Source organism: Schaalia sp. JY-X169, from assembly GCF_014069575.1.
Lineage (GTDB): Bacteria > Actinomycetota > Actinomycetes > Actinomycetales > Actinomycetaceae > Scrofimicrobium.
Genome location: NZ_CP059675.1, coordinates 2,308,240 through 2,333,310 on the forward strand (window position 1 = coordinate 2,308,240; position 25,071 = coordinate 2,333,310).

Annotated in this window: 23 protein-coding genes and 1 tRNA gene; 10 read left to right on the forward strand and 14 right to left on the reverse strand. The window is 58.9% G+C overall.

The window, feature by feature from the left end; genetic code table 11:
- Positions 1-131: 131 nt before the first annotated feature.
- From H2O65_RS10005 to H2O65_RS10020, 4 genes are all read right to left on the reverse strand, one after another.
- Positions 132-1,274 (reverse strand): hypothetical protein, encoded by a 1,143-nt coding sequence (locus H2O65_RS10005; protein WP_182141548.1) that lies wholly within the window; start codon positions 1,272-1,274, stop codon positions 132-134.
- A complete protein-coding gene (locus H2O65_RS10010; protein WP_182141549.1) occupies positions 1,274-2,416 on the reverse strand; it encodes a TadA family conjugal transfer-associated ATPase in 1,143 nt (380 codons plus the stop codon). The genes H2O65_RS10005 and H2O65_RS10010 overlap by 1 nt, the downstream gene beginning before the upstream one ends.
- Positions 2,380-3,303 carry a hypothetical protein gene (locus tag H2O65_RS10015; RefSeq protein ID WP_182141550.1) on the reverse strand — a complete coding sequence of 308 codons (924 nt, stop codon included), beginning with the start codon at positions 3,301-3,303 and terminating at the stop codon, positions 2,380-2,382. Before H2O65_RS10015 ends, H2O65_RS10010 begins: the two co-directional genes overlap by 37 nt.
- Before the next feature lie 163 nt (positions 3,304-3,466).
- Positions 3,467-4,264 carry a hypothetical protein gene (locus H2O65_RS10020; RefSeq protein WP_182141551.1) on the reverse strand — a complete coding sequence of 266 codons (798 nt, stop codon included), beginning with the start codon at positions 4,262-4,264 and terminating at the stop codon, positions 3,467-3,469.
- Between the two features lie 126 nt (positions 4,265-4,390).
- Between H2O65_RS10020 and H2O65_RS10025 the strand changes: the two genes are divergently transcribed.
- Positions 4,391-5,527 (forward strand): hypothetical protein, encoded by a 1,137-nt coding sequence (locus H2O65_RS10025; protein ID WP_182141552.1) that lies wholly within the window; start codon positions 4,391-4,393, stop codon positions 5,525-5,527.
- Entirely contained in the window at positions 5,524-6,420 is an 897-nt protein-coding gene (locus H2O65_RS10030; protein ID WP_182141553.1) for an alpha/beta fold hydrolase, read from the forward strand. The genes H2O65_RS10025 and H2O65_RS10030 overlap by 4 nt, the downstream gene beginning before the upstream one ends.
- A 113-nt stretch (positions 6,421-6,533) precedes the next feature.
- On the opposite strand, the gene H2O65_RS10035 is transcribed toward H2O65_RS10030, so the two are convergent.
- A complete protein-coding gene (locus H2O65_RS10035; RefSeq protein ID WP_182141554.1) occupies positions 6,534-7,793 on the reverse strand; it encodes a DDE-type integrase/transposase/recombinase in 1,260 nt (419 codons plus the stop codon).
- Positions 7,794-8,032: 239 nt separating this feature from the next.
- Between H2O65_RS10035 and H2O65_RS10040 the strand changes: the two genes are divergently transcribed.
- The gene (locus tag H2O65_RS10040) at positions 8,033-8,716 is read left to right on the forward strand and encodes a Crp/Fnr family transcriptional regulator (protein ID WP_182141555.1); all 684 of its coding nucleotides are present in this window, start codon (positions 8,033-8,035) and stop codon (positions 8,714-8,716) included.
- A 331-nt stretch (positions 8,717-9,047) separates the two neighbouring features.
- Here the strand turns inward: H2O65_RS10040 and H2O65_RS10045 are convergent, their stop codons facing one another.
- Both H2O65_RS10045 and H2O65_RS10050 read right to left on the reverse strand, forming a co-directional pair.
- The gene (locus tag H2O65_RS10045) at positions 9,048-9,206 is read right to left on the reverse strand and encodes a DUF4177 domain-containing protein (RefSeq protein WP_182141556.1); all 159 of its coding nucleotides are present in this window, start codon (positions 9,204-9,206) and stop codon (positions 9,048-9,050) included.
- Positions 9,207-9,233: 27 nt separating this feature from the next.
- Complete coding sequence (locus H2O65_RS10050) at positions 9,234-9,575, reverse strand: WhiB family transcriptional regulator (protein WP_182141557.1); 342 nt, start codon at positions 9,573-9,575, stop codon at positions 9,234-9,236.
- Positions 9,576-9,677: 102 nt separating this feature from the next.
- On the opposite strand from H2O65_RS10050, the gene H2O65_RS10055 reads away from it, so the two are divergent.
- The 4 genes from H2O65_RS10055 (at position 9,678) to H2O65_RS10070 (ending at position 13,978) form a co-directional block, all read left to right on the forward strand.
- On the forward strand, positions 9,678-11,870 hold the full coding sequence (locus H2O65_RS10055) for a transglycosylase domain-containing protein (protein WP_182141558.1): 2,193 nt from the start codon (positions 9,678-9,680) through the stop codon (positions 11,868-11,870).
- Positions 11,871-11,876: 6 nt separating this feature from the next.
- Positions 11,877-12,884 (forward strand): metallophosphoesterase, encoded by a 1,008-nt coding sequence (locus H2O65_RS10060; protein ID WP_259349520.1) that lies wholly within the window; start codon positions 11,877-11,879, stop codon positions 12,882-12,884.
- Positions 12,885-12,907: 23 nt separating this feature from the next.
- A tRNA-Pro gene (locus H2O65_RS10065) sits at positions 12,908-12,981 on the forward strand.
- 112 nt (positions 12,982-13,093) lie between these two features.
- On the forward strand, positions 13,094-13,978 hold the full coding sequence (locus H2O65_RS10070) for a YwiC-like family protein (protein ID WP_182141559.1): 885 nt from the start codon (positions 13,094-13,096) through the stop codon (positions 13,976-13,978).
- Between the two features lie 31 nt (positions 13,979-14,009).
- On the opposite strand, the gene H2O65_RS10075 is transcribed toward H2O65_RS10070, so the two are convergent.
- The 5 genes from H2O65_RS10075 to H2O65_RS10095 all read right to left on the reverse strand — a co-directional run bounded on the left by H2O65_RS10075 (position 14,010) and on the right by H2O65_RS10095 (position 18,221).
- Positions 14,010-14,474: a ribose-5-phosphate isomerase gene (locus H2O65_RS10075; protein WP_182141560.1), complete on the reverse strand. Its 465-nt coding sequence runs from the start codon at positions 14,472-14,474 to the stop codon at positions 14,010-14,012.
- 75 nt (positions 14,475-14,549) lie between these two features.
- Positions 14,550-15,800 carry an ornithine--oxo-acid transaminase gene (gene rocD, locus H2O65_RS10080; RefSeq protein WP_182141561.1) on the reverse strand — a complete coding sequence of 417 codons (1,251 nt, stop codon included), beginning with the start codon at positions 15,798-15,800 and terminating at the stop codon, positions 14,550-14,552.
- A gap of 52 nt (positions 15,801-15,852) precedes the next feature.
- The gene (locus tag H2O65_RS10085; RefSeq protein ID WP_182141562.1) at positions 15,853-16,257 is read right to left on the reverse strand and encodes a phage holin family protein; all 405 of its coding nucleotides are present in this window, start codon (positions 16,255-16,257) and stop codon (positions 15,853-15,855) included.
- Between the two features lie 48 nt (positions 16,258-16,305).
- On the reverse strand, positions 16,306-17,964 hold the full coding sequence (locus H2O65_RS10090) for a hypothetical protein (RefSeq protein WP_182141563.1): 1,659 nt from the start codon (positions 17,962-17,964) through the stop codon (positions 16,306-16,308).
- On the reverse strand, positions 17,964-18,221 hold the full coding sequence (locus H2O65_RS10095) for a hypothetical protein (RefSeq protein WP_182141564.1): 258 nt from the start codon (positions 18,219-18,221) through the stop codon (positions 17,964-17,966). Before H2O65_RS10095 ends, H2O65_RS10090 begins: the two co-directional genes overlap by 1 nt.
- Positions 18,222-18,375: 154 nt before the next feature.
- Here H2O65_RS10095 and purB point away from each other — a divergent pair, with 154 nt between their 5' ends.
- Positions 18,376-19,860: an adenylosuccinate lyase gene (gene purB, locus H2O65_RS10100; RefSeq protein ID WP_182142772.1), complete on the forward strand. Its 1,485-nt coding sequence runs from the start codon at positions 18,376-18,378 to the stop codon at positions 19,858-19,860.
- Positions 19,861-19,899: 39 nt separating this feature from the next.
- Here purB and H2O65_RS10105 read toward each other — a convergent pair whose 3' ends face one another.
- A complete protein-coding gene (locus H2O65_RS10105; RefSeq protein WP_182141565.1) occupies positions 19,900-20,493 on the reverse strand; it encodes a hypothetical protein in 594 nt (197 codons plus the stop codon).
- On the reverse strand, positions 20,474-22,054 hold the full coding sequence (locus H2O65_RS10110; protein WP_182141566.1) for an alpha/beta hydrolase: 1,581 nt from the start codon (positions 22,052-22,054) through the stop codon (positions 20,474-20,476). Before H2O65_RS10110 ends, H2O65_RS10105 begins: the two co-directional genes overlap by 20 nt.
- Positions 22,055-22,179: 125 nt before the next feature.
- On the opposite strand from H2O65_RS10110, the gene H2O65_RS10115 reads away from it, so the two are divergent.
- Positions 22,180-22,419 (forward strand): heavy-metal-associated domain-containing protein, encoded by a 240-nt coding sequence (locus H2O65_RS10115; RefSeq protein WP_310649229.1) that lies wholly within the window; start codon positions 22,180-22,182, stop codon positions 22,417-22,419.
- A gap of 1 nt (position 22,420) precedes the next feature.
- Positions 22,421-24,877 carry an HAD-IC family P-type ATPase gene (locus tag H2O65_RS10120; protein WP_182141567.1) on the forward strand — a complete coding sequence of 819 codons (2,457 nt, stop codon included), beginning with the start codon at positions 22,421-22,423 and terminating at the stop codon, positions 24,875-24,877.
- Positions 24,878-25,071: the final 194 nt, after the last annotated feature.

The window sequence follows — 25,071 nt, forward strand, 5'->3', positions numbered from 1 at the left end:
TTCCCCTTCTTTCGTTTCTTTGAGCCGATTAGCTCAACCGTGCCGTGGGGTAACCATTGCTGAACGCAGATCCAGAATCCACCACCTCAAAGCAAATCTGTTGACAACACCAGATTCCTCGTCCTGTGGATTCAACCCACACCCAGGAGCGTTTGACTGCCCAGCAAGGAGAAGACAATCGGAACCAAACCCAGCAAAACGAATGAGGGCAATAGCAGGAGACCCAGGGGAACAGCCAGCTTCACTGCGAGGCGCTCAGCAGCCTCCTTGGCCTGGCTAACGGTTTTACGCCGCGAATCACCAGCGACCTGCTCAAGGAGAGGTGTGGGGGAAACCCCGTCCTCCCACGCTGGCCGCAGCGCACGTTCAAGGAGTCCACCATCCGGAGGGCAGGGAGTCCAGGCTTCGTCCCAACGCGCGCCAAGCAACAGCTCCCGCGCGATCCGTCCGTAAGTCGGCTCTTGGAGCGAAGAGCCCAGTGACTCGAGGACGGAAGGTATCCCGCCCCCGCCTCGCAATCCGGAGACCATCAGATCGCAGAGTACGGGCGCCCGTAGCTCGTCCTGTGCTCTACCAGCAGCGTTACTGATGAGGCGCTGACTAGCCAAGTGTCCGGCAACACCCAGAACCACCCCGGTAGAACCCACCAAAGAGGGCACTAAACCAGAAAGGAACCAGGTCAGAGGCGCTGCACCCAGAGCCTCTCCGCCAAGAATGCCAACCACCGGAAGTGCAGTGAGAACCCGGGATGACAGGCGAGGGCCCGCAAAGGCGATTCTCTGCGCTGCCACAGCCTCTTCCAACTCGTTGAGGCTACGAGCACAGGACAGAAGAACATCCACCAGCGGCGCACCCGTTTCCACTGAGAAACGCGTCGCTGCCACCACCATCTGTGAACCCTCGGTATCCATCGCTTCCAACGGCTCCGGGACACCGCTGCTTCCCATCGTCACATCCGAGTCACCGCTGGCTAACAGCCAGCTCCTCCTCCACGCTTCCTGTGTGCCACCCCCGGCCCTCAACCTGGTTGCCACCTGGACGCATAGTGCCGCCAAATCAATGTCATCACCACCGCGTCTGGAACGCCGTCTCAGCAAGGGCACACCAGATTGTTGAGTCTTCCCAGAGGGATCCCCACCCGACGCTCCCGAATCAGCACGTGGAGTAAGCCCCTTGAGGATCTGCCTTTCTCTGGCACGCGATTGGGACCACACCACCCCAATAAACACGACGACAGAGACAACAAGGCCCGTTACCGCTGTCTCCAGATCCATCACTGTCGCCCAGACGCCGAGTTTGAGGCGTGCCTGCCACGAGGAACCTTGCGATCATCGCGCCAAGAGGTTGATCCCACCAACCGTTCATCCACCAGACGCAACTCCCCGATCGCCTGCACGTAGCGGCACCCGCCCTCGTCGCGATTGAGGAAAACAACCAGGTCAAAGGCAGAGGCCGCCATGGCCGCAACTGCTACACGCTCCATGTCTGCCAAAAGTCCGAGGGCGAGCAAACGGGCGGGGACGTCCTCGATCGAATTGGCGTGAATCGTTGCCATCCCTCCGCGGTGACCCGTGTTCAAAGCAGTGAGAACCTCACGCACTTCACCACCCCTGCACTCACCCAAAACCAGCCGGTCCGGCCGCATCCGCATACCGCCGCGCACCAACTCCTCAAGACCAACACCTCCCTCACCCTCAATGTTGGCCGGACGTGCCTGCAGGGACACAACGTGGGGATGGTTGATGGCAAGCTCTGTAACCTCCTCGATCACCACAATCCGCTCATTTGCAGCAGATAGTCCCAGGAGAGTCGCAAGCAGAGTGGTCTTGCCAGCGCCGGTTGCGCCAGCGATGAGGATGGAAGCTCTGCTAGCAACGGCTTCCCGCAGCAGTTCCGCGGCGGCGGGTGACAGGGTCTGCCTTTCAACCAGGTCTTCCAAAGTGAATGGGTGAGAACGAAGAACCCGCAGGGAGATTGATGTTCCACTCTGCGCCAAAGGAGGAATTACGGCATGCAGGCGAACCGGGCCTGGAAGAACACCGTCAACAATCGGCTTCGCATCATCCAACCTCTGAGAAGCGGCGGCTGCCATGTGGGTTGCGAGCCTTCGAACCTGGTCCTCACCTTCAAGATGCAGGTCAACACGTTCCAAACCCGTTCCTCTGTCCACCCACGCGTTGACACCAGATATGACAACATCCGTCACCGCCGGTTGGCGCAGAAGAAGCCACAGGGGCGTGGACATGCCGACCCTGGCGGCCTGGATCTCATGCCACTGGTCAATCCGCGCCCGAGGGCCATCCGCGGGAGGACCGTGCTCTATGATCGCCTCCGACGCGCGCCCGCCCTCGGCAACCAGCCTGCGCGCCCCCGCGATCCCTAAGCGACCCACAGCTTCTCTTGAGTTCTTCTCCATCCTCGAGTCGACCCCAACCGCGGTGACCTGCGCCATTTGAGATCGAACCTGTCAGCCACAGCATGAAAAATTGGATGGGGGCGCCCATTCAAGAGATAGAGCGGCTCCTGCACCTCGGAAGTGCTGGCTTTCCAACGCCCGAGAGCAGCTGCCCCGCGCTCATTACCAGTGCCAGTCAGCACCGTCAGCACCCTTTTCTCAGTGGTCTCCAACCTCTCAGCTAACTCAAACAGCGCATCAAGATGCACCCCACAATCGACGACAACACCGCGGTTCAGTGAGCGCGCAACAGCAAAAACCCGGTCATCATCCGGCCTTAGTGGAATCCCCAGGCTCATGGTCAAAGTTGGTACGCCAGCAATTCTGGGGAGGTTCGCTATCAGCCGTGGAGACGGCGGAAGATCACGGGGATCGATGTCGTCCCACACGAGTACTTCATCCTCCAGTGCCAGGTCACCACCCCAGTTACCCGCCGCGTCAAGAAGCACGGAACGCGATGCTCTGGCAAGCCGGTACGAGGCCGTCGTTGCCCCACCGCCACCATGCCACGCACCGACCAGGACAATCACATCTTCCTTGGCCCTCTCCCCCACATCGTCCTCGTCAGCCGCTCTTGAAAGCAGGTGCAGAAGTGCGACCTCGTCCCCTGGAATCACGATGTCGACATGTCCGTGCGCGTCACTGTCTTGCGCCCCAGTGACTGTGATTCGACGTAGGGAGGCAAACAGCTCCGGCACCTGGACGCCATGCTCCATCACTAAGATGTCGTTTCTCTTCACGCCTCTGCGGAGCGTGATCGCGCCATCAGCAACAACGGCAATGGGACGCAGCAGGGCCAGCCGACACATGTCCGCAAGCGACTCACGTAGCTCCGCGTCCTCGGTCATGACCCACACCCTGGGACGTGGATGTTCGTTTGTTTCGTTATTCATACCCCAAGAAAACAAGATTGCGGGCATGCCTGCCACCACGAATTGGCCTCCCTGTGGAACACGCTGTAAACCGTGTATTGGGGACAAACTCCACGTTGCAGGTCTACTCCGGGAGTCCCTAGCGGGTTGGGAACCTTCCAGCTTGGACGGATCGTGCGACCACTTCCCCCGCGGCGCACCCGTCGATGACGCACCTGTTGACCAGTTCACTCCATGCCGCATTTGGTGCCGCATGGTCGTTGACGATCCCCGCGTAGGTGGACCTGTTCCTCGATGGCCAGTCGGAGAGAACTGCAACACCGGTTGGTTCCACGCCGGATCTTGCAAGCATCCATTTCGCGAATATCACGCCCGTTGCACCCGACCCGACCTCGAACAACTGATTGGAAACTATCAGGCGCCAGGACTCCGACGCCTTGTGGAGCGCTGTGGTCTCAGGTTCCGCGCTGAGCGTTAGGAGTCGACGAAGCACGGTCGGCTCCCGGGGGACAGCAACGGAAGCCGGTGAAAGGAACCCGGCTGCGACCAGGTACGAGCAGACATCTCGGTTGATCCCTGCCAACACTGCGGGAACGGCCCTGGGCGCACCGGCTTGGGATGGCTCGCGCTGGTTGAGGGCTGGAAGCTGCTGCTCGATCTCCCACACGGCCCTCCAGATTCCCAAGGTCTGCGCCTCACCAGCGTCAACTTGGTCGAGGGCGTCTGCTTGTGAGACCAGCACCCTCAAGTCGGCAGCTGGCAGACGAACGCCCTCGATGAAGGAAATCCCCATTGCCTCCTGGATGGCCGCTTCTGCCCGGGCCTCACGCCACCGGCGCCGCAGACCTTCCGCAAAGCGGAGCTGGGAGCACGCGGAGTGCACCATGCCGTCTGTCGTCTCCACTCCGACCTCGCAATCAGTTTCATGGATCTTCAACGCCAATCCACGCCAGCTTAGGTGCGCCAAACACGAATAGTTGGACAATCAATGCAACGAGCCGGGCGGGGTCCTTTGGATCACGGCGTTGTAGCGATATGTTTGCACCAAATAAGGAGGTCCCCAGTGGTTGAGCACAATAGAGATGCTGACTTTGATCCAGCAGTCCCCGCCGCGTCCGACGACATCGTTGAACCCACCCCCCGCGTTGAAGAAGATGTGACTTGGGCATCTGTCCTCACCGGTGAAGAACTGGATGCCCCAGCAGGTGGGGCTAGTGGTAACACGGAGGAACTTGTGGGGGTCACAGATTCCGCTGCCGCAGAACGCGACACCGCCCTCGAACCCACGGGCGATGAAGATGACTTTATGGGGTTTGAAGAGAACATCAGCGTTGCGGACACCGACTTTAGTCGTCCAACACTTGCCTCGCAGCGTGGCACTGCAGTGGGTGAGGCCGTGGTAACCGACGAGGTGACGACTAACACTCCCGCTGTGGATAACTTTGAAGAAGAGGACGCGACACAGGTACTCCGCCGATCACTCATTCAGGGTGATGCCGCAACAGAGACTGTCGTTGAGGCAGCATCTGCGGTGACCCTAGCGGGTGGAACATCGAAACTCCACCCTGCTGCCGCCACTTTTGAAGAGGCAATGACGACTGCGCGGCCCTCAATCACGTTCGAGGCCGAAGCGCTTCCCGTACTTCCCAGCCGCGCAATGCCGCGAGTACTCTCCGTTCTCTTCACTCTCTTGTTTGCGCCTGTTGCCTGGTACCTACTGGCTGATGCTGCCGCTCGGTTGGCTTTTGCCCAGGGAAACCCGATGGTTTCCGGGAACATCAACGCGGCTGCTCTCGGTGAGTTGTTTGCAGGACTTATAGCAGTGACCATCATCGCGATCCTTGCTGCCCAGTCATCACTGGGGCTAATTGTGGTCGGAACGCTGGTGATGATTGCGGGCGCACCGTTCCTCGTTGTTCCCGCACTAGTGGGGGAGACTGGCTACTGGGGCGCGACAGCCATCGCTGAGTGGAACGATTTTGGCGGCAACATCGCCAACCATTTCCTCGCTTCTGGTTTCACCGGGTTGCTGTTTGCTTTTGGCTTCCTCATGGTGGCACTTGGCTGGGTTATTGCTGCAGTACGTCGGACTGGGCGCAGTGAGGAGGCGCTGCGGATATCTGTGGCAACAACTAATCCCCATGCTATGAAGGCCCGATGGGCGCGCAAAGCTACGGAGAAGGCCCAGCGTTACCAGTGAGTGCTGCCTCCCAAGTCCGCACTGCTGGTCCGTGGGTTCACCGCGATGTACATGCTCGCGGAGTCTCGTTTCACGTGGTTGTTGCCGGGGATGAACCAGGCAGACCAACGGTTTTTCTACTCCACGACTTTCCTCTGAACTGGTGGTCATGGCGTGAGCAGATCAAGGCTCTTTCAGACGGTGGGTTCCGTGTCATTGCAATGGATTTGCGTGGGATGGGAGGAAGCGACCTCCAACCCGATTCAGTAGAGCTTCTTGACCTCGCGGAAGATGTCGTGGCAGTAGCCAACGCCACGGGGACACCTTCATACACCCTGGTTGGCACCGGTATCGGGGGTGCCGTGGCATGGACGGTGGCTCATTTGGCACCGGCGGAGCTGCGCTCAATCGTGACGTTTGCTGCGCCCCACCCACTGTCTCGCGTGGGTCGCGGCTCAAGCGACGTCACAAGGGTCCCCCTGTCACGCAAACGCAAGCTGCGTAGCGGCTCTCTGGTCGAGACAATGTTGACCTCGTGGTGCGGACCGTCCCATGTCAACCACATGTCAGGGCTGGCCGAGCAATACGCTTCCCCACTGCGGCGCGTGTTTGCAGCAAATGCGGCTCTGGAAGTTGAACAGGCAACTAAGAAGCCATCGTCAGCATCCAAGAAGGTCTTGGAAGGACGGGTTGAAGTTCCAGTCTGGTCAGTGCGGGGCCTGCGGGACGGGCACGTTCCTCCGTCCTCGTACGTGGAAGACTCCGCTCTTAGTGGCCAAGTGGTATTGCATTTGGAAATCACAGAGTCAGGGCACTTTCCGAATGAAGAGGAACCCGAGGCCGTCTCACAGATCCTGCTTGATCACTTGGCAACGATATATCCCGATCGTGAAGGAACCCGCAGTCAAGGTTAGGAGACAATAAGGTTTAGCCACATCTGGTGGATTCACCGTACGTAATGCCTCATGTCAATTTGCCCGCGAAAGTTGGTTTGGTGCCTCATATGTTTTTGCCCGCGAAAGTTGGGTTAGCTGGCTTGGGGTAGTTTGATGCCTTTGGCGGTGTTGGGGAGCTTGTTTCTGGCTTCGGTTTGAGCGATGAGTTTCACGGTGCCTCGTTTTGCCAGAGTGGTCAGTTCAGATTGGATGCGGGTGATGTTACGGGCTAGCGCGGCAGGGTTCAATGACGCCTTGTACGCTTCCATTTCCAAGGTTTGAGCCTTGGTGAGGGCCCCAGAGTCCTTGAGCCTGTCGAAGGGGGTTTTGGGCGTGTCGTAGACGCGTTTGCGCCGCCCCCTAGTATCGGTGTCCCACCCTACTGGTTTGATGGTTGGCGTGTAGTAGTTCATGTAGTCATTCACGTTTACCCATAGCCGCTCCAGGAGGGAGAGTTGGGCCTGTGTGTCATAGCGCCAGTAGAAAGCGTATTTGCGTACGACGTGGTTATTCTTGGACTCGATACTGGCTTGATCATTCTTCTTATAGGGCCGACTCCTGGTGAAATACAGTTCCAGGTTTTGAGCCCAGGCCACGACATCGTAGTTGATGAACTCACTACCGTTATCAAAATCCACGCCCTCTAAAGGGATGGGGCAGCGGTCAATGATCCGGTTCAAACCAGCAATGATGTGACGCGAGGAGTTATTCCTAATGCTGGTAGTGACACTCCACCCCGTATACACATCGGTCAGGTTCAAAGTCCGGGCGAACTCACCAACCAAGGTTGGCCCGCAGTGAGCCACCGTATCGCCTTCAAAGAAGCCAGGACGGTTCTCCATTTCATCGCCTGCCTTACGGATCTTGATCGAGGAACGCAACAAGGGTGAGGGCTTGGTTGTTGCCGCTCCTTTCAGGTTTGTTCCCTCTTTCAAGGGCTTCAAGTACCGATCAATCGTTGCCGCGCTCATACTCAAGAGCTCTTCTTTGACCTCACTGGAATACCGGTCCACCCCAGCAACAAGCTCCCCATGAGCCTCAAGGGCATCAAGCAGGCCTGGCAAGGATACAACCAGGTACTTCCCACACTGACCCAAACCCATCGCCCACACTCTTTGCAAAGTCTTACGCGCATCATAGGAATACTTGAAAGGCCGAGGCTTGCGCTGCCTTGATGGGCCGCCGCGGATCTTGGGTTTGGGCGCTGCCGCTTGGGACAAACGTCGACGAGCGTTATCCCGACTCCACCCCGTCACCGAGACCACCTCATCCAACAATCGTCCCCGATCCTTCTTAGATAGTTGCTTATACTCACGAGCATATTTAGCGGTAATCTCCGCACGAGTAGCCATACTCAACTCCGTCCCCATAACCAACCATGCCAACTTTCGCGGGCAAAAACCAAATGAGGCATGGAACCCATTTCACGGGCCTTTTACGTGAGGCTAGTCGCCGTATTGTCGGTCTGTTGGTCATCTGGCAAGCTAGTATTACATTGGCGTGGGGTCACTCACATGGTGTGAGTGCGCGAGCCGGGGGACCCCTCCTTCAGCAACCGCAAAAGATGTAGTAGATATGGAGTCAATGGAACATGAGTGTGGACGATCAGTTCATTAGTCGAGTGCCCCTATTTACCGGCCTCAACGAACAGCAATTCGCAGCCTTGGCAGCACGCACCAGTCACACTTCACTCCGAAGAGGAGAGGTGCTTTTCGAAGAGGGTGACCCGGGTGACCGGCTGTACATCGTTACCGAAGGCAAGATTAAGCTCGGCCATACCTCCAGTGACGGTCGGGAATCACTTCTGGCAATTCTTGGTCCGGGTGAAATCATCGGGGAACTAACCCTGTTCGATCCGGGGGCACGTTCCACGACGGCCACTGCCGTTTCCTCCGCGACGCTTTTGTCGCTGAACCATTCGGATCTGTCGACGATGCTTGACACGAACCCAGAGGCCGCAAAGCATATGCTCCGTGCCCTGGCACAAAGGCTCCGCAGGACAAATGAGTCCCTCTCCGATCTGGTCTTCTCGGATGTTCCAGGGCGCGTCGCAAAGTCGCTCTTGGATCTGGCACGTCGATTCGGCACTCAGACGGATTCAGGAATCCATGTCCCTCACGATCTGACTCAGGAAGAGCTGGCCCAGTTGGTTGGTGCTTCTCGCGAGACGGTCAACAAGTCGCTCGCTGACTTCGTGTCGCGTGGGTGGATTCGGTTGGAAGGCCGGGCTGTGACCCTGCTCGATGTGGAACGGCTGCAGCGCCGCGCTCACTAGAGCCCCCTCGCGCCACTGGTGGCCCTCGGCCGCACTGGTGACTTCCCACGGCACTTCCGCTGAGGTTCCTGCAACAAAAACAGAAGGTGGAGCACCCCTTAAGTCGGGGTGCTCCACCTGTTTTTGTTGGAACTCTTACGTGCCCACACACGCAGAGTCGGATCTTCGCCTCTACGACCGGTCACCATTGCCGTCACTACCCACCCCAATCCGCAGAATCGCCCGAGGACTTCGAAACTTCCAAAGCCAAAGCCACCAGCGCTGGCAGGACCAGCAGGAGCGGCAGCAGCGGCAGCGGCAGCGGCAAAGCCAAACCAAAAAGGCGTGGCTGCTACTGCTTTTCGCGCTTCAGATATGCCACCAGGTTCTCCGGGTTCGAGGGTCCTGGAATGACCTGGACCAGCTCCCACCCATCATCACCCCAGGTATCAAGAATCGCCTTGGTGTTGTGAATGAGCAGCGGAATCGTTACATACTCCCATTTTTTCATGAGCCAAGCCTACCTGCCCATATCGAATCAGCCACGCACCAGCGCCAATACCTTTGGGCTCTGGGACTTACGAAGCTCCGTCGCAACAGTCTCCTCAGACGTCTCCAGCCACGCGGGCCAATCGTCTACGGTTGGGAACCGGCGTCTGATGGCTCTTCGTTCCCTCTCTGTCAGACCCCCCCAAACCCCGTAGTCACAACCGCATTGCAATGCATCTGCCAAGCATTGCAGGCGAACAGGACACCCCGAGCATCTTTGCTTGGCTGTGCGCTGTGCTGCTCCCTTCACAAACAGTGAGTCGGGCGGATCTGACGCGCAGCGTGCATGAACCACCCAGTTCTGGTCTTCCCAGTCTTCAGACGTAAACATTTAACACCTCCGCACATCTACAGCCCTTCACTCCAGTGTGAGGCGAGCCTCGCAAGATGTGCTTCTATTCCACACTCCTACTCTACTGACTAGGCTAGTGTCATGGCCAGTTCTACCCGTAACAGCAGTTCACGCAGGCTCAACCTTGTACAGTTTGTCGCAATTATCGCTGCGATCGCACTGATATCAACGCTGCTTGGAGCCCTTGCAGCTGGATTCGCCCTGCCAGCTGCTGGTGCCGGAGGGGCAATTGTCAAGGCCGTGCCCGCAACTTTCCGTGAGCTCCCCTCCGAAATGGAAGTGATTGAGCCTGCCGAAGAGTCGCGGATGCTGAACTCCGACGGTAGCGTAATGGCCCGTTTCTTCGCGGAGCGCAGGACCGTGGTGCAATCCGAGCAAATTGCCCCCATCATGAAGAACGCCATCATCGCGATCGAAGACCGGCGCTTCTACACCCACCACGGCATCGACCCGCACGGTATGGCCCGCGCCCTCGTCAACAACCTCACCAGTGGTGACACCCAAGGCGCATCCACGATCACCCAGCAGTACGTGAAAAACATGCTCCTCGAAAGAGGTCTGCAGGCAGGCGACCAGGACCTCATTGATGAGGCCACAGAGTTCTCAGCGGAACGTAAGTTGCGTGAGGCCCGATATGCAATCGCTCTAGAAACCAAGCTCACCAAAGATGAAATTCTCACCGGCTATCTGAACCTCGCAACCTTCGGTGTCAACCTCTACGGGGTCGAGGCCGCGTCACGAACATACTTCTCTAAGTCCGCAGCAGATTTGACCCCCGCAGAAGCAGCGCTACTTGCTGGAGCCGTCCAGCAGCCAAGCCTTTTTGACCCCCTTGTGAATCCCGAAGAATCACAGAACCGTCGAAACGTTGTGCTTAGGGAGATGCGTGAAGAAGGCTTCATTTCCCAGGCTGAGTATAACGAGGCCGTTGCAACACCTATCGAGGAGATGCTCAACCCAAGTTACGCTGTCGCGGGTTGCGGTGGTGCCGGCTCTGCCGCATACTTCTGCCGTTTCGCAATCGAAACCTTCCTGGCAGATGAGACCTTTGGAGCAGACCGTGCAGAACGCGAACACCTTCTGAACACAGGCGGACTCACGCTACGAACATCTCTGAGCCGACAGGATCAAGACGCAGCCGTGGCGGCAGTTAATGGCCGTGTCCCGGTTGGGGATGGCTCCGGCCTGAATGTTGCCCTGTCTTCGGTTGTTCCACAGAATGGTTACATCGTTGCCATGGCACAGAACACGCCCTACGGGCCAGCCACCGAAGCGAACCCTACGGCCACTGAAGTCTCTTTCAATGCAGATTCCGCTCACGGAGGCGGCATGGGATTCCAGGCTGGTTCAACATTCAAAATGTTCACGCTGGTCCAGTGGTTCTACGAGTCCCGCTCGGCATACGAGGTCGTGGGCGGTCGTGGAAACACATTCCCAAATGGTTCTTTCAAATGTGGGGGCCAACCAATCTACACAGAAACTTGGTCCCCTGGTGAAACAAACCAAGGGAAAGCTGGCGCATACAGCGTACTCGACGCCACCCGACTCTCCGTGAACCAAGCCTTTGGCGACATGGCAACAAAGGTCGACTTCTGCCAAATCTTTGAACGGGCCAAGGCCATGGGGATCACGGACCCGGAAGGGAACACAGTGCTTACTGTGCCGGGTAATATCATTGGTTCCTCAGAAGTTACCCCCCTTGGACTCACCGCGGCGTACGGTACCCTAGCGAACCATGGGACCCTCTGTTCCCCAATGGCCCTCCTTGAAGTGGAGGATCGCGATGGCACCATCCTCAAGACCTACCAGCCGGAGTGTGCCTCCGCCATTGACTCAACCGTCGCCAAGCAAGTTACGAACGTCCTCTACAAGGCCTACCAATCCCAGCCGTACCAAATCGGGCGTCCCTACGCGGGCAAGTCGGGCACGACCGACGAAAACTCGAGTGTGTGGTTCGTTGGCTTCACCCCCCAGCTTTCCACCGCCATTTGGGCCGGAGTGGCAGACAACCCGATGCGGCCTGGCCAAAACCTTATGATCAATGGCGAGTACTTCGACTATCTTTACGGTGGTCCTTTCCTTGGGCACACTTGGGCCAATTACATGGTGAATGCTCTTGAGGGCCAAGAAGTTCAAGGCTTTGAAGACGTATTCATTGGGAATAGGCCTGTAGCCCAGCCTGTGCAGCGAGCCAACACCGCGACCGCCCAGCAGGGCGCAGCTACCCAAGACGCAGCGACACCTGATACCCCTGAAACCAACACCGGAGGATAGTCCGCCATGCCTCGACCCTCTCTTGAGGAAATTGGTAGTCGACAGTCCCTAATGGGATCGCGGTTTGTCGGCTTCATGCGCTGGTCCAGTGGAGCGCTGGCCGGACTAACAGCAGCCGCTGGAGCAGGGGTGGGTCTTGCAGCCCTCGAGGCGCGTTTCCCAATTGTGCGGCACTTCAACGTTTCAGTGCCAGCCCGTCCCGGGTTGCGCGAAACAACCATTCTGCATATCTCTGATTTGCACATGTTTGAGCGCCAGGGTTTCATAGTCGATTTTCTTGCACGGGTTGCACGCACTGAGAAATTCGACATGGTGATTTCGACGGGCGACAACCTCGGCTCAGTAGACGGTGTTCCCCTCCTTTTGGAAGCCTTGGAACCCCTGATGGACAAGCCGGGTGCATTCGTCCTCGGCTCTAATGACTACTACCTACCCCAGGCGAAGCTCTGGACCTCCTACCTAATGCCGGGCCATTCGGCGACCAACGCAGCGAACAGGGCGGCGCTCCAACCCGACCTTCCCTGGTTAGAAACAGTCAATGCCATGACCGGGGCGGGCTGGATCGACCTCACCAATCAAGCTGGCTCCCTGCATGTTCCAATCGAAGACTCACACCAGACAGTTGCGTTGGTCGGAGTCGATGACCCTCACATCAAGCGTGACCGGCCAACTGCTCCCAACGCGGATTGGTGGGAACCTTCGTCGCTGAGGATCGGCGTTACGCACGCCCCATACCGTCGCGTCCTTGACAACTTCACGGGCCTTGACTCCGACCTAATCATGGCCGGGCACACCCACGGCGGTCAGATACGCCTCCCCGTTTACGGAGCGATTGTGACCAATACCGATATTCCACGCCGTCACAGTCGCGGACTCACCCACTGGACTACATCGACACCACCCGCATCCTCGTCTTTGCACGTCTCCGCGGGTTTGGGGACTTCCCGATACGCTCCCGTTCGCCTCTTCTGCCGCCCGGAGGTTTCACTTCTTCGGGTTTGTCCAACGGTGTAGAGAGCCATATACTTGTGCAGTCGCGGGGTGTGGCGCAGCTTGGTAGCGCGCTTCGTTCGGGACGAAGAGGTCGTGGGTTCAATTCCCGCCACCCCGACCGTGATGTGTCGGGACACCACCATTGGTGTCCCGACATTTTTGTCTCCACGTCCTCCGATCCACGGGGGTTCTCGAGGCCGGGTAGAGCAGGATCTCGGCAGTAGGTGAGCATGAACAGTACGCAGACAACGACCTCGGCTCCGCACGGCGCGCGGGTTCACGCACTGGTTCGTAAAGGATGGCTCACAAACCAGCACGGGGCTTGGGCCATGATGCTGGTCCCCATACTGGTAGGCAGCATCCTGGGTGGCTTCACATGGCCGCAAGCGCTCCTCACCTTCGCCTGGCTGGCTGCTTTCTTCTTCTTCAGCGCCCTTGGATTGTGGATCAAGGTGAGTGCGAGCGCCCGGAAGAGAACCGGTGGCAAACCCCTGGACCCGAAGCGTAAAGCCGCCGTTGCCCGTCGACAGGCTCGCTATCGTAGTGCGCTCATCACCTACGCTTCATTCGCCGCTGTGGGTGCATTGGGGCTGGTGTTGATTAAGCCGGACCTGGTGGTCTGGGCGCCGGCCCTTGCAGTGTGCTTTGGCGTTGCCGTATGGGAAATGTGGAGGGATGCAGACCGTAGTTTCCTTGCGCGCGCCTCGGCTGTCATGGCATCTCAGCTTCTCACTCCTATTGCATTCTCCCTGGGCTCCAACCCGCATGACTGGGCTCGCATGTGGCTTGCAACAGCGGTTCTCACGCTCTATTTCGTTGGCACAATCCCCTACGTGAAGACGTTGATACGGGAAAGGGGCAGCAGGGCTTGGATCCGCGGTTCCATCGCATACCATGGCGTCGTGCTGACCGTTGCGCTCGTCATCGCAAGTTTGGGGATGTTGTCCTGGTGGATTGTTGCCTTGTGGGCTCTTCTGCTGGTGAGGTCCGTGGCGTTCCCCGCATGGTCGAACAAACTGGGCAAACCCTTGCGTCCCGCGATTGTGGGATTCACGGAGTTCGCTGTTTCCACAGCGGTCGTCCTCGTCCTCGTCCTTCCTGCAACCCTGTCTTAGGGCGCCCTACAGGCGGGGCTATTCGCGCGAGCTACCCTTCGCAGCGAGTCGCCTCATATTCGGCCATCATGTCGATGCGCTCGATGTGCCGTTCATCGTCTGAGAACGGCGTCTCTAGGAAAATGTCCACCAATCGGGTCGCCTCGTCAATGGTGTGTTGACGGGCACCAATGGAAATTACGTTGGCCTTGTTGTGCTCGCGGGAGAGTCTTGCCGTGGATTCATTCCACACCAGAGCGGCCCGAACACCATCAACCAGATTCGCCGCCATCTGTTCGCCGTTGCCCGATCCGCCGAGGACGATGCCAAGCGCATTCTCACCATCTTGAACCACCGCTTCACCACAGGCAATACACATGGGCGGGTAGGCGTCGAGCGCATCGTAGACGTATGCACCATGGTCCACGACCTCGTAACCACTGTCCTTGAGGTGTTCCACAAGAGCCTCCCGCAGCTCAAAAGCAGCGTGGTCAGCGGCAATATGTACAGTCTTCATCGCATTTCCCTCTCCATCAGTGTCAACGTGGTCAAGCACGTCCGCCCTGGTTCATCCTTGCAGTTCCGACAAACTTCAGGAAGCCACTTGTCCCAATGTTGCTTCTAGCGCATCACACAGGAAGTCTATGTCCACCTCCGTTGCACACAGGGGCGGGCTGATTCGCACAACAGAACCGTGAGCATCCTTCATCAGTACTCTATGTGCCATCATAAGCTCACAGACTTCCCTTCCAGTCACCACGTCTGGGTTGAAGTCGATTCCCACCCACAGTCCAATCTGGCGGAACCCATCAATCAGACCCGCGTGCTCAACCATCATCCCTTCAAGCCTGTGACGTAGTTGAGCACCGCGGTCGAGGGCGTTTTGCTGGAACTCCCCCGTCTTGGTGATTTCGATGACCTCGAGGCCGATCGCAGCCGCTATCGGGTTTCCACCAAATGTTGACCCGTGGGTACCCGGGGTGAAGACTTCGAGGACGCCACGCCGACCCACAACTGCTGACACCGGGTAGACACCCCCACCGAGGGCTTTGCCAAGGGTATAAAGATCAGGTTGAACACCGAGGAGTTCACAGGCGAAAGTTGCTCCCGTTCGCCCAAAGCCCGACTGGATCTCATCAACGATCATGAGAACGTTGTTGTCGTCGCAGATCTTCCGGATGTCGGGTAGGAAGGTTGCGGGTGGGATCACAACGCCTGCTTCGCCTTGAATTGGTTCGGTGAGGACAGCCACTGTGTTCGGTGTGATAGCTTCCCGGACTGCCTGAGCATCTCCAAATGGAACGGAGATGAATCCCGGTGTGTAGGGGCCATACCCTTCCTTGGCGTCCTCGTCCGTTGAGAAAGAGACGATGGTGGATGTGCGTCCGTGGAAGTTGTCGTCCATGACGATGATTTCGGCTTGGTTGTCGCCAACACCCTTAACGGTGTAGCCCCATTTCCTAGCTGCTTTGATCGCGGTCTCCACCGCCTCTGCGCCACTGTTTGCCGGGAGGACCATGTCCATCCCAGTGAGATCCGCGAGGGCGTTGCAGAAGGCCCCCAAGTTCGCACTGTGAAAGGCCCTGGCGATGAGGCCGAGCTTGGCGATCTGCTGTTGCGCCGCGGCGACGATCCGCGGATTCGAATGTCCAAAGTTCACTGCAGAATACCCTGACAGAGCGTCCAAATACCTCACGCCGTCCACGTCGGTAACCCAGGCTCCATCACCTTCGGCAAGGACAACAGGAAGTGGATGGTAGTTGGTGGTAACCGTGTGTCGTTCGGCCTCGATCGCCAGGGTGGTCAGTGGACCGAGGGTGTTCTGCTGCGAATTTTCCGTCATTGGACATCCTCCCAAGTTCTCTTCATAGCAACGTACCGCAAAGGGGGCTGCCTCAGACCCCATTTTGTGCTGGTTTCGAGGGGAGGATCGCGCTGAGGAGTCCCCCCACAATGGCGGCCACAATTGCGGTGATGGTACCGCCCCAAATTGCCCCACCCCACCCGTCAACTACGAGCGGAACTCGGACAATCGATGACCCCCAACCCACGATGAAGAAGACCAGGCCATTCGTCACCAGCGCGAAGAGACCTAGCGTGAGGATGTAAAGGGGGAATGCCAGAACGCGGATTACCGGGCGAATCAACCAGTTCACGCCCGTCAGAACAGTTGCGATCACGAAGAGGTAGAAGAGGGTCGACTGCCATGCCTCACCCTGGCGAAAATCTACGGTCGGGAGGAGCCATGCAGCAACCCAGATGCCCGCCATGTTACCGAGTGTTGTAGTCAAGAAGCGCATAGTGGATTCTCCCACGACCAGCGCGGTAACGCGATTCCCACCCCGCCGTCATCGCGCTCTTGAGGTGCGGAAATACAAGGCCTCAGAACTCTCAACATTGCTGAGATCCAGTGAGGTCACCCGCGACTGCGACCACTTAGCAACTTCGCTTGCCATTGGGTTCGTAGCCGCCTCACTGTCGATCTGTGTCGCCGCCGCTGCATAGGTTCGCAGCGAATGTGCATTGCCCTGTGAAGAACCTGGGAGGGCCCGTGGATCAAAAAGTACCGTCACCCTCTCTTTGCCAGCATCCGCGGGAGCCCCGTCAAGCGAAGGAACAATGTCGCTGAGGTTTTCCAGGTTCAGCACCGGAACATCAACGTCCGCCCCAACGCCGGCTGTTGGCGCACCAGCCGTCAACACTGAGACGACGTTGTACTTCTCTTTGACCTGTTTGTTCCCCGCCAGGTCAAGCGCTATCGCACCTCCCTGAGAGTGGCCCACGAACTCGACGGGTTCGCCCGGGCCTATGTCTGCGAGGTGCATTGCTAACTGAACCGCAGCGGTCTGGTCTGAGTTTCTCCCTGCTACCACCTCGAGGTTGGACTGCATATCTTGAGGGTTGTTGCTTCCCGGCAGCCACTCTTGCGTTCCGCGCACCACCACGGACCACGAATAGCGTGGCAGGTCGCTTTGACGCGATCCTCCCCCGCGTCCGTTCACCGCGGCCGAGGGCGGAGGCACAATCCGGTGACGGAGTATCTGCACCTCTCCGACCGAGGGCGACGACCCAGAGATGGCAATCCGAGCCAGTAGGGCGGAGGCAGTGAGTGGGGTCGCAACCTTTGTATCCGGCACGTACGGCATCATCGGCGACACCTGGCCGCCATCACCCAGAGCCGCCGCCAACACGTCCTCCTCGGATCCCCGCTTCAGGACCGCGGAGTCCAACCGTGACCGTGCTCGCACCACGGCGTCCTCGGTGGTCCCCGCGGGGTGAGACGGAATGGCTACCGGAGCCCCTACTGCCAGGGTTGCGGGAGACCCCCAGACGGCATTGCCTGTCTGGTCAGCGACGACAACTCCACCGCCCCGGCCGGAAAAGAAATCTCCCAAAGACTTCCACCAGCGGGCGATCGTGACCACGCTTGAGTGAAAGCCAGTAGTAGTTCCCGTGACAGAAAGAAGGTGAGCTTGCGCCTCAACACCACCGGAGGGAACCGTCCCGTTTACCGGTCCCCCATTTGACTGAAACTGTCCCACCATGGCGGGTAGGGCGCCCAACAGTGCCATTCCGGCGCCGAATCGCGCCCCCAACCCCTGGCCAGCCGGAAAGTCACACCCTAACGAAGTCAGAGTGGCACAAGCTGTAGCGTAACCTTCAACGCCCGCCTCAGCACCGGCGTAGATCAAGGCTGCTTGGCTCAACCACTCGGCGTGACGATCGCTGAGAATAGTGAACTGTTGCAGATCCTGCCGCACCTGCACCAGCTGGACTTGGGCAACTGCAACCTGCTCCTCCAGTTCCACGCCAAGCGGCGTTGTCACCGCCCCCATGCCGCCATCAGGCCACGCCCCGCCAAGCCCAACTTGGTGCCCAACCTCCCACAGCACCATCGCCGCGCGCCGAGCCGCCGCAAGCGCATCGGACATCTGCACCGCTGCAGAAATAAGTTCCGAAGTATCCACCTGCGTCTGCCCGTCGCTGACCCACATCCACTGCTCCATCACCCCACCCCCTGTAAGGCGGCAGTGGCCAGCACCTCAGCCCGCAGCTGCTCGATCATTTCGAGCCTGACGCGGAGGACATGCAACTGCCTGTACACCTCTGAACCAAGGCCGACAATCTGCGTGAGATTGTCAGCGCAAGCAACAGAGGCACTGCCCTTCCACGTCGGACAGTACGTGTGACTCAATGCGGCAAGGGCGTAGTCAACTGACCTTTGCGCCGCCGCTACGGATTCTCCATGAGTTTCTCTAAACATCCCTCGAAGGTAGACGGCCCCCGGGTTCACGGCATCCGCGTAAACCCACTTCTGTGGAAAACACCGCCTTCGGCGTTCTGGGAAGAATCCGTTGATGTCTATCCTTAGGGAAGACGTACGCGCCGCCCAAGCCTTTGGAGACACCGTGACCACCATGCCAACCCAGGGACTCCCTCCCTTCAGTGCTGACCCAGATGCAGACCGCGGATGGGCACTGTCCCCCCTTGATGGACGCTACCGCGCACAGACGCACCGTTTGGCCAACTACCTGTCCGAGGACGCAATCAATCGACTGCGTATCTACATTGAAGTTGAGTGGCTGGTCTTTATCTCGACCAACGACCTTGTCGACGGTCTGCCTCCACTTTCCGCTGAAGACATCGCCTACCTGCGAAGCTTGCCCGCGGATTTCACGGATGACCGTCGCGCACGCCTTGCGGCCCTTGAGGCGCAGACACGCCACGACGTCAAGGCCGTTGAGTACCTGGTTCGCGAACACATTCTTGCCCACAGTTCCGATGAGGTCGAGGCCGCTACCCCTTCCGCCCTCGACCGCTACGCCGAGGCCGTCCACCTGCTGTGTACATCTGAAGACATCAACAACCTCTCAGTGGCCCTGGGGGTCCGCGGTGCCGTCGAGGACGTGTGGCTTCCTGCCGCACAGGGCCTGGTGAGAGGGCTTTCCGAGATGGCACAGCAACTTGGCGACGCTCCAATGCTGGCGAGGACACACGGGCAGAGCGCCACCCCCACCACTGTGGGCAAAGAACTTGGTGTTTTCGTCTGGAGGCTGCAGCGCGCCCTCAAACGCATCGAAAAAGCTGAGTACCTGGGGAAGTTCAACGGGGCGACGGGAACTTATTCGGCGCACGTTGTGGCGCTTCCAAACGTCGACTGGCTTACGACCAGTCGTAGCTTTGTGCAGGGCTTGGGTTTGACATGGAACCCTCTCACAACCCAGATTGAGTCCCACGACTGGCAGTCCGAACTCTATTCCGACATCACGCGTTTCAACCGCATCGCTCACAACCTTGCGACAGACATGTGGACATACATTTCGTTGGGATACTTCAAGCAGGAGCTCGCCGCCCAGGGGTCCACAGGTTCATCAACCATGCCCCACAAAGTGAACCCGATCCGCTTCGAGAATGCCGAATCGAACCTGGAACTCTCAAATGGCGTCCTCGACGTCCTCGTCCAAGCCCTGTCTACATCGCGTATGCAGCGCGACCTTTCAGACTCTTCCACCCAAAGGAACATCGGGGTTGGACTGGGATATTCGCTGGTTGCGATTGATAATCTGGTTCGAGGGTTAGCGGGACTCACGGCCAACGTGTCCCTACTTGCCGAAGAGCTGGATGCTCACTGGGAGGTGGTCTCTGAAGCGATTCAACAGGGACTCCGAGTCGCGGAACTCCAGGATGCCCAGAGCAGCTCAGGTGTCGCGCAGGACAGGGAAGCCACACTTGGACCCTACGAGCTCCTCAAGGCCGCAACGCGGGGACGCACTGTCTCTCAAGACGACATGCTTGAGGTCATCAATCACGCCGATTTGCCAGACGATCTAGCGGAGCGCCTCCGCAACCTCACACCGGCGACCTACACGGGCTTGGCTGCCCGTCTGGTCGACCTTCTCTAGTCGGCTCCGTCTGGCACAGCTCCCCGGCAGGCAGTCCTCTTACGGGTGCCAATCGGGGTCAGCTAGAGGAGCACCAAAACGCTGATAGAGGTCCTCCACCCGCGCAATTTCGTCCTCGAACCCCAAGGTGGTCATGTCGGCGACAGTGATTGCCTTGGCGCCCTCATCCCCCGTGTTCTCGAAAACGATCCGCCCACGCACCGCCACCGGGGCTATCTCCGGGTTGTCCCACGCCACCAGTACGGCACGGTCCAAAAGGTCTGAAAGCAGACCCGATAAGGTCTTCTGTTCCGCTTCAGAGTAGGCCCTAAGCTCCTCGATTGTCGCCATCATGACCACGTCAAGAGAGAGGAGAAGCGGCTTACCGAAGCTCTCGTCCAAATCAACCTTGACCACGACCCTCGCGCCCTCGGGCAGCATTTTAAGGAGGGGGCTCAGCCTGAGTTTCTCTCTGACAACCAAACGGATGCGTTCAGTCCGGCCCGGAACCGGGGTCGGTTTGACGTTGCCCAACAGATTCTTGACAGTCCCCGCCGCCACGGCCAGGCCCGCACGCGGCGCATATCTGCTCAGGTCCCGCAGAGGACGGACCAGTTTCAGGTCAAGGACCCATTCACCCAATCGTCGAGGCATTCTCTTCCTCCCCGTTGTCTCGGTTTGCTTCGTCCCCGGCTCCCTCAATCAATCTTGTTGCTGCAGTCACCACATCAGAACTTGCGACCACGCTTGTCACGTGACCGGCAAGTTCCCCGATGCGTTCCACGGCTGGCCTAGCAACCTCTTCGTCGATCAGCACCTCGCTGTCATAGCGCACGGGTTGCCATCCGGTCGGAGCAGCCACGTCAAACATGTTGGTCCACGGGTGGCGGTCGACCTCACTACGCAACTCCTGCCACACATAGAGATGGAAAACCCGCGAGGGTTCACCGTCCTTGGGGAGGTAGTCCTGGAGTGCGCCCACCGCCTTGCCAATTCGCCCAAATGGCGCGACTATCCTCTGGCGTTCCATCCTTCGCACGGTTTCCGTGTAGGTCGAGGACGAATGCGCGTAGAAGAGTGGGTTCATGCGAGGTGCGTGCAATTTGCGCTGAACTGTCACGCGTTGATCAAGGTTGCGTCGCGGTGTGCCATCAAGCGAGGGAACAATGTCTTGGTCGTGTTCGACCGCAACCGCCACCACGTCATCACGTAACCGCAAGCGTCGTGTTGGTGAACCCAGTGTGAGGATGCGGTCGACCTTTACTCCAACTTCCTCGACCGGCGTGGCGGCAAGCGCCGCGGCAATCATCCCCCCTTGAGAGTGGCCGCAGATGAAGACCTTCTCTTCAGCCATCGCCTCTGGCGCGATACCGTCCCGATACATTGCTGTGCGGATGGCATCGATGGTTCCCCGCCGCATCGCGTTGGGCATGTTCAACTCTTCGCGCAGGTTCGCTTCCAAGTCGGCGGGGTTCGGCTGGGTCGCGTACTCCGCGTGGTCTGTTCCTGGCAGTGAGACTAGCCAGCGCCGAGTCGCGCCCTCGCCCACCCTTGTCACCTTGATGCTCTGACCGTAGGCGCGGGCCCAGTAGAGGTCGTCAATATCTGCCGCCATGTCCCGCAGGGATGTCGGGGCGCCGTAGCGGCGCACCCCCGGCTTCGGGTGGCCTGGATCCAAGTCCAGGGGTGCCTCAGGGTTGGCGCTGTCCCACCACAGCCTTGTTAGGACACGGCCGCCCTTGAAGTAGCCGAGGGTTTTCCCTGCGGCCAGTCCCGTCACCATCAAAGCGTCGTACCCGGTTGCGGGGATTGCTTTGAGATTTCTTGCGGCCCGCCCCTCAGGATCTAGGCCCAGAACGACTTGAACCCGCAGAATACGGGCGCCGAAGTAGGCGATTTCTCTGCCAAGTTTGCTAAGGGTTCGCACCGTAACCGTATCGAGGCCGGGGTTGTCAAAGTAGATGTGCTGCATCTGAGAGAACACGGCGTCACCGGATTGGCGTGCACGCTCCTCCAACGTGGATCGCACCAGTGGGTCCCTGCTGAACACGAGTGAAGAAACAGCGGATACTGCAACGCTCTTTGCAAGGGGCCGAACCAAGACGTTCAAGTGGTCCCACAGAACCCTCTGGGAAACTGCCTGCGGGACACGGCGTAGGGGATAGTAGTGTTCCACTTCATCCTCTCCGTCGGCTGCCCCAATCGTATAGGTCATGGGAGCCGCAGGCCTGACTTCACCCCCAGCAACAGTTCGCCTTGAGCATTGAGCTCTGGAGCATGTCGGAGGGCGTGGGTATCGTTGGGGGTGAGCGAACACCGCTCCCGACGAAAGGACCCACCGTGGAACAGATTGATCGCACTACAGAGTTGTATGTGGATGGACTGACTTGCGGGCACTGCGTTGCAAGCGTGACGGAAGAGGTCTCAGAGGTGCCGGGCGTAAAGAACGTCGAAGTTATTCTCAACGCAGGTGGAACATCCAGAGTCACGGTCGTTTCCGATGTGCTCCTTGATGATGAAGCCCTGCGTGATGCTGTCTCCGAGGCCGGATACGTGCTCAAGGAAATTAGGCGCGACTAATATGGAGACTCTTTACGATTCCACGCCCCGGGTGGGTGAGGACGCGTCAGCTCGGGCCCAGGCACTACGAACCCGCTTCTTTGTCGCGCTCCCATTGGGAATCGTCATCATGGTGGTTTCGATGGTTCAACCACTGCAGTTTCCTGGCTGGCAATGGGTGATTGCTGCCCTCACCCTCCCTGTCGTGACCTGGTGTGCTTGGCCTTTCCATAAAGCTGCCTTCATGGCTCTGCGTCATGGTTCAACCACCATGGACACCCTGGTGAGCCTGGGCATTGTCGCCTCTGCAGGATGGAGCTACTGGGCACTCCTTTTCGGCGGAGCAGGCGAAATCGGCATGAAGATGAGCATGACGCTCATTCCGCGTCTGGACCACTCGGCTCACTCGGGTCACGCTGAACTCTACTTTGAGGCCGCCGCGATGATTGTCGTGTTCCTTCTGGCCGGGCGCTGGGCTGAGGCTCGAACGCGTTATCGCGCCGGGGACGCCCTGAGAAAGCTCTTGGACTTGGGGGCCAAAGAGGCAACTTTGGTCACGTGGACTGCCGCTGGGCAACGCTTAGAAACAACCGTTCCGGCACGCAGCCTCAAGGTCGATGACTACTTCCTGGTCCGCCCGGGAGAGAAGGTCGCGACCGACGGCATCGTCACAGAAGGTGCCTCGGCGATCGATACCTCCCTGCTCACTGGGGAATCCCTTCCCCAAGATGTCACCATTCACGATGATGTCACCGGTGGAACAATCAACACGTGGGGTGCGCTCGTTGTCAAAGCGACCCGCGTTGGTGAGGAAACCACGCTGGCTCAAATCGGAAGAATGGTGTCTGACGCGCAGGCAACCAAGGCCCCCGTTCAGAGGCTCGCAGACCGGGTCTCCGCGGTCTTCGTCCCAATCATCATTGCGATCTCCTTCCTCACACTGATCGTCTGGATCGGTCTTGGGAACCCATTGCAGGCAGCGTTCACAGCTGCTGTCTCGGTACTGGTGGTCGCGTGCCCTTGCGCCCTCGGACTTGCCACACCCACTGCCCTTCTAGTCGGGTCGGGACGCGCATCGCAACTTGGAATCCTTATCCGTAACGCAGAGGTATTGGAACAGACCAGGACGATCACCACCGCCGTCCTCGACAAAACCGGCACGGTCACCAGTGGCGTGCTTTCCATCGACGAGGTTCTGCCCGCAGCACCTGATCAGGATGAAGAATCTCTTTTGGCTCTGGGGGCTGCTGTGGAAGCAGGATCTGAGCATCCACTCGCCAAGGCTATCTACCGGACGGCAGCAGAACGTGGTTTGCAAATGCCAAGTATCAGCGCATTCGCTAACCACGCAGGCAAGGGCGTTTCAGCGAGTCTGGGCAGTGGGAACGACGCTGTCGTCCTCGTCGGTGGTTCAAGGTGGTTGGCTAAGCACGGTATCGCGCTGCCTGTTGGACTGGCGGACCAGCAGGCCTCGTTTGAGGATTCGGGGGCGACTGTGGTCGCTGTTGTCTCGGCACCCGCCTCAAATTTTGTGGCCAACGGTGATCTGCAATCCGGGGAGGAACTCTCGACAGATTCCCTGGAAGGTCTACTTGACCAGACTCTGGAAGCAAGCCACCTAGCGCAGGTCACCATGGGTGTCACCGGAATGACCTGCGCGTCGTGCGTGGGGCGGGTTGAACGTAAACTCAAGAAGCTCCCAGGCGTATCGGCACAGGTCAACTTGGCTACTGAGACAGCAATGATCACGCTGGATCAGGACTACTCCGACAGGGAGCTTGAGGACGTTGTGGCCGCAGCCGGTTATGGCGGAACCGTTCAGCGTCGCGAGAACCTGGAGGCCGCCCCGCTCGGCGCGCCAGACACACCCCCACAACGCGAGCGAGTCCTTCCCGAGAAGATCACGGGAGCGGTAGTTCTGGGTTTGATCGTGTTGCGTGACACCATCAAACCTGACTCGGCCGAAGCGATTGCGGAACTGGCCAGTCTTGGAATCAACTCCGTCCTTCTGTCCGGGGACAACACTGCGGCGGCCCGGCACGTCGCATCCCAGGTGGGGATAACTGAGGTGCGGGCTGAGGTACTTCCATCAGAGAAGAGGGACGAGGTCGAGCGGCTGCAAAATGAGGGGAAAACTGTTGTCATGATCGGAGACGGCGTCAATGATGCCGCTGCGATGGCTCAGGCTTCCAAACGGGGCCTGGGGATGGCTATGGGATCCGGCACGGATGTGGCGATGGCTGTTGCCGACATAACCTTGGTGAACTCGGATTTGCGCTCCGCGCCCCGCGCGATTCGCATCTCACGCAAGACACTACGCGTTATCAAGGGGAACCTGTTCTGGGCTTTCTTCTACAATCTGCTGGCCGTGCCGTTGGCTGTCTTGGGACTGCTGAATCCGATGATTGCGGCGGCTGCGATGGCGTTCTCTTCGGTGTTCGTGGTTGCCAACTCGCTGCGGTTGCGCACAGCGGGCTAGCGAAACCCGACCCGGGACCAAGCAAGCCCCACGTGACCCAAGAGACCCCCGCGTGGCCCGTGACCGGTCGGAATCCTGTCCCTAACGTTGCCGCCGTCGCCTACGGTTGCCGCAATCACGTAGGGTTGCCGCCGTCGCCTAAGGTTGCCCGCCGCACGAACGGGGGCAACCTTACGTGACCTCGGCAACCTTAG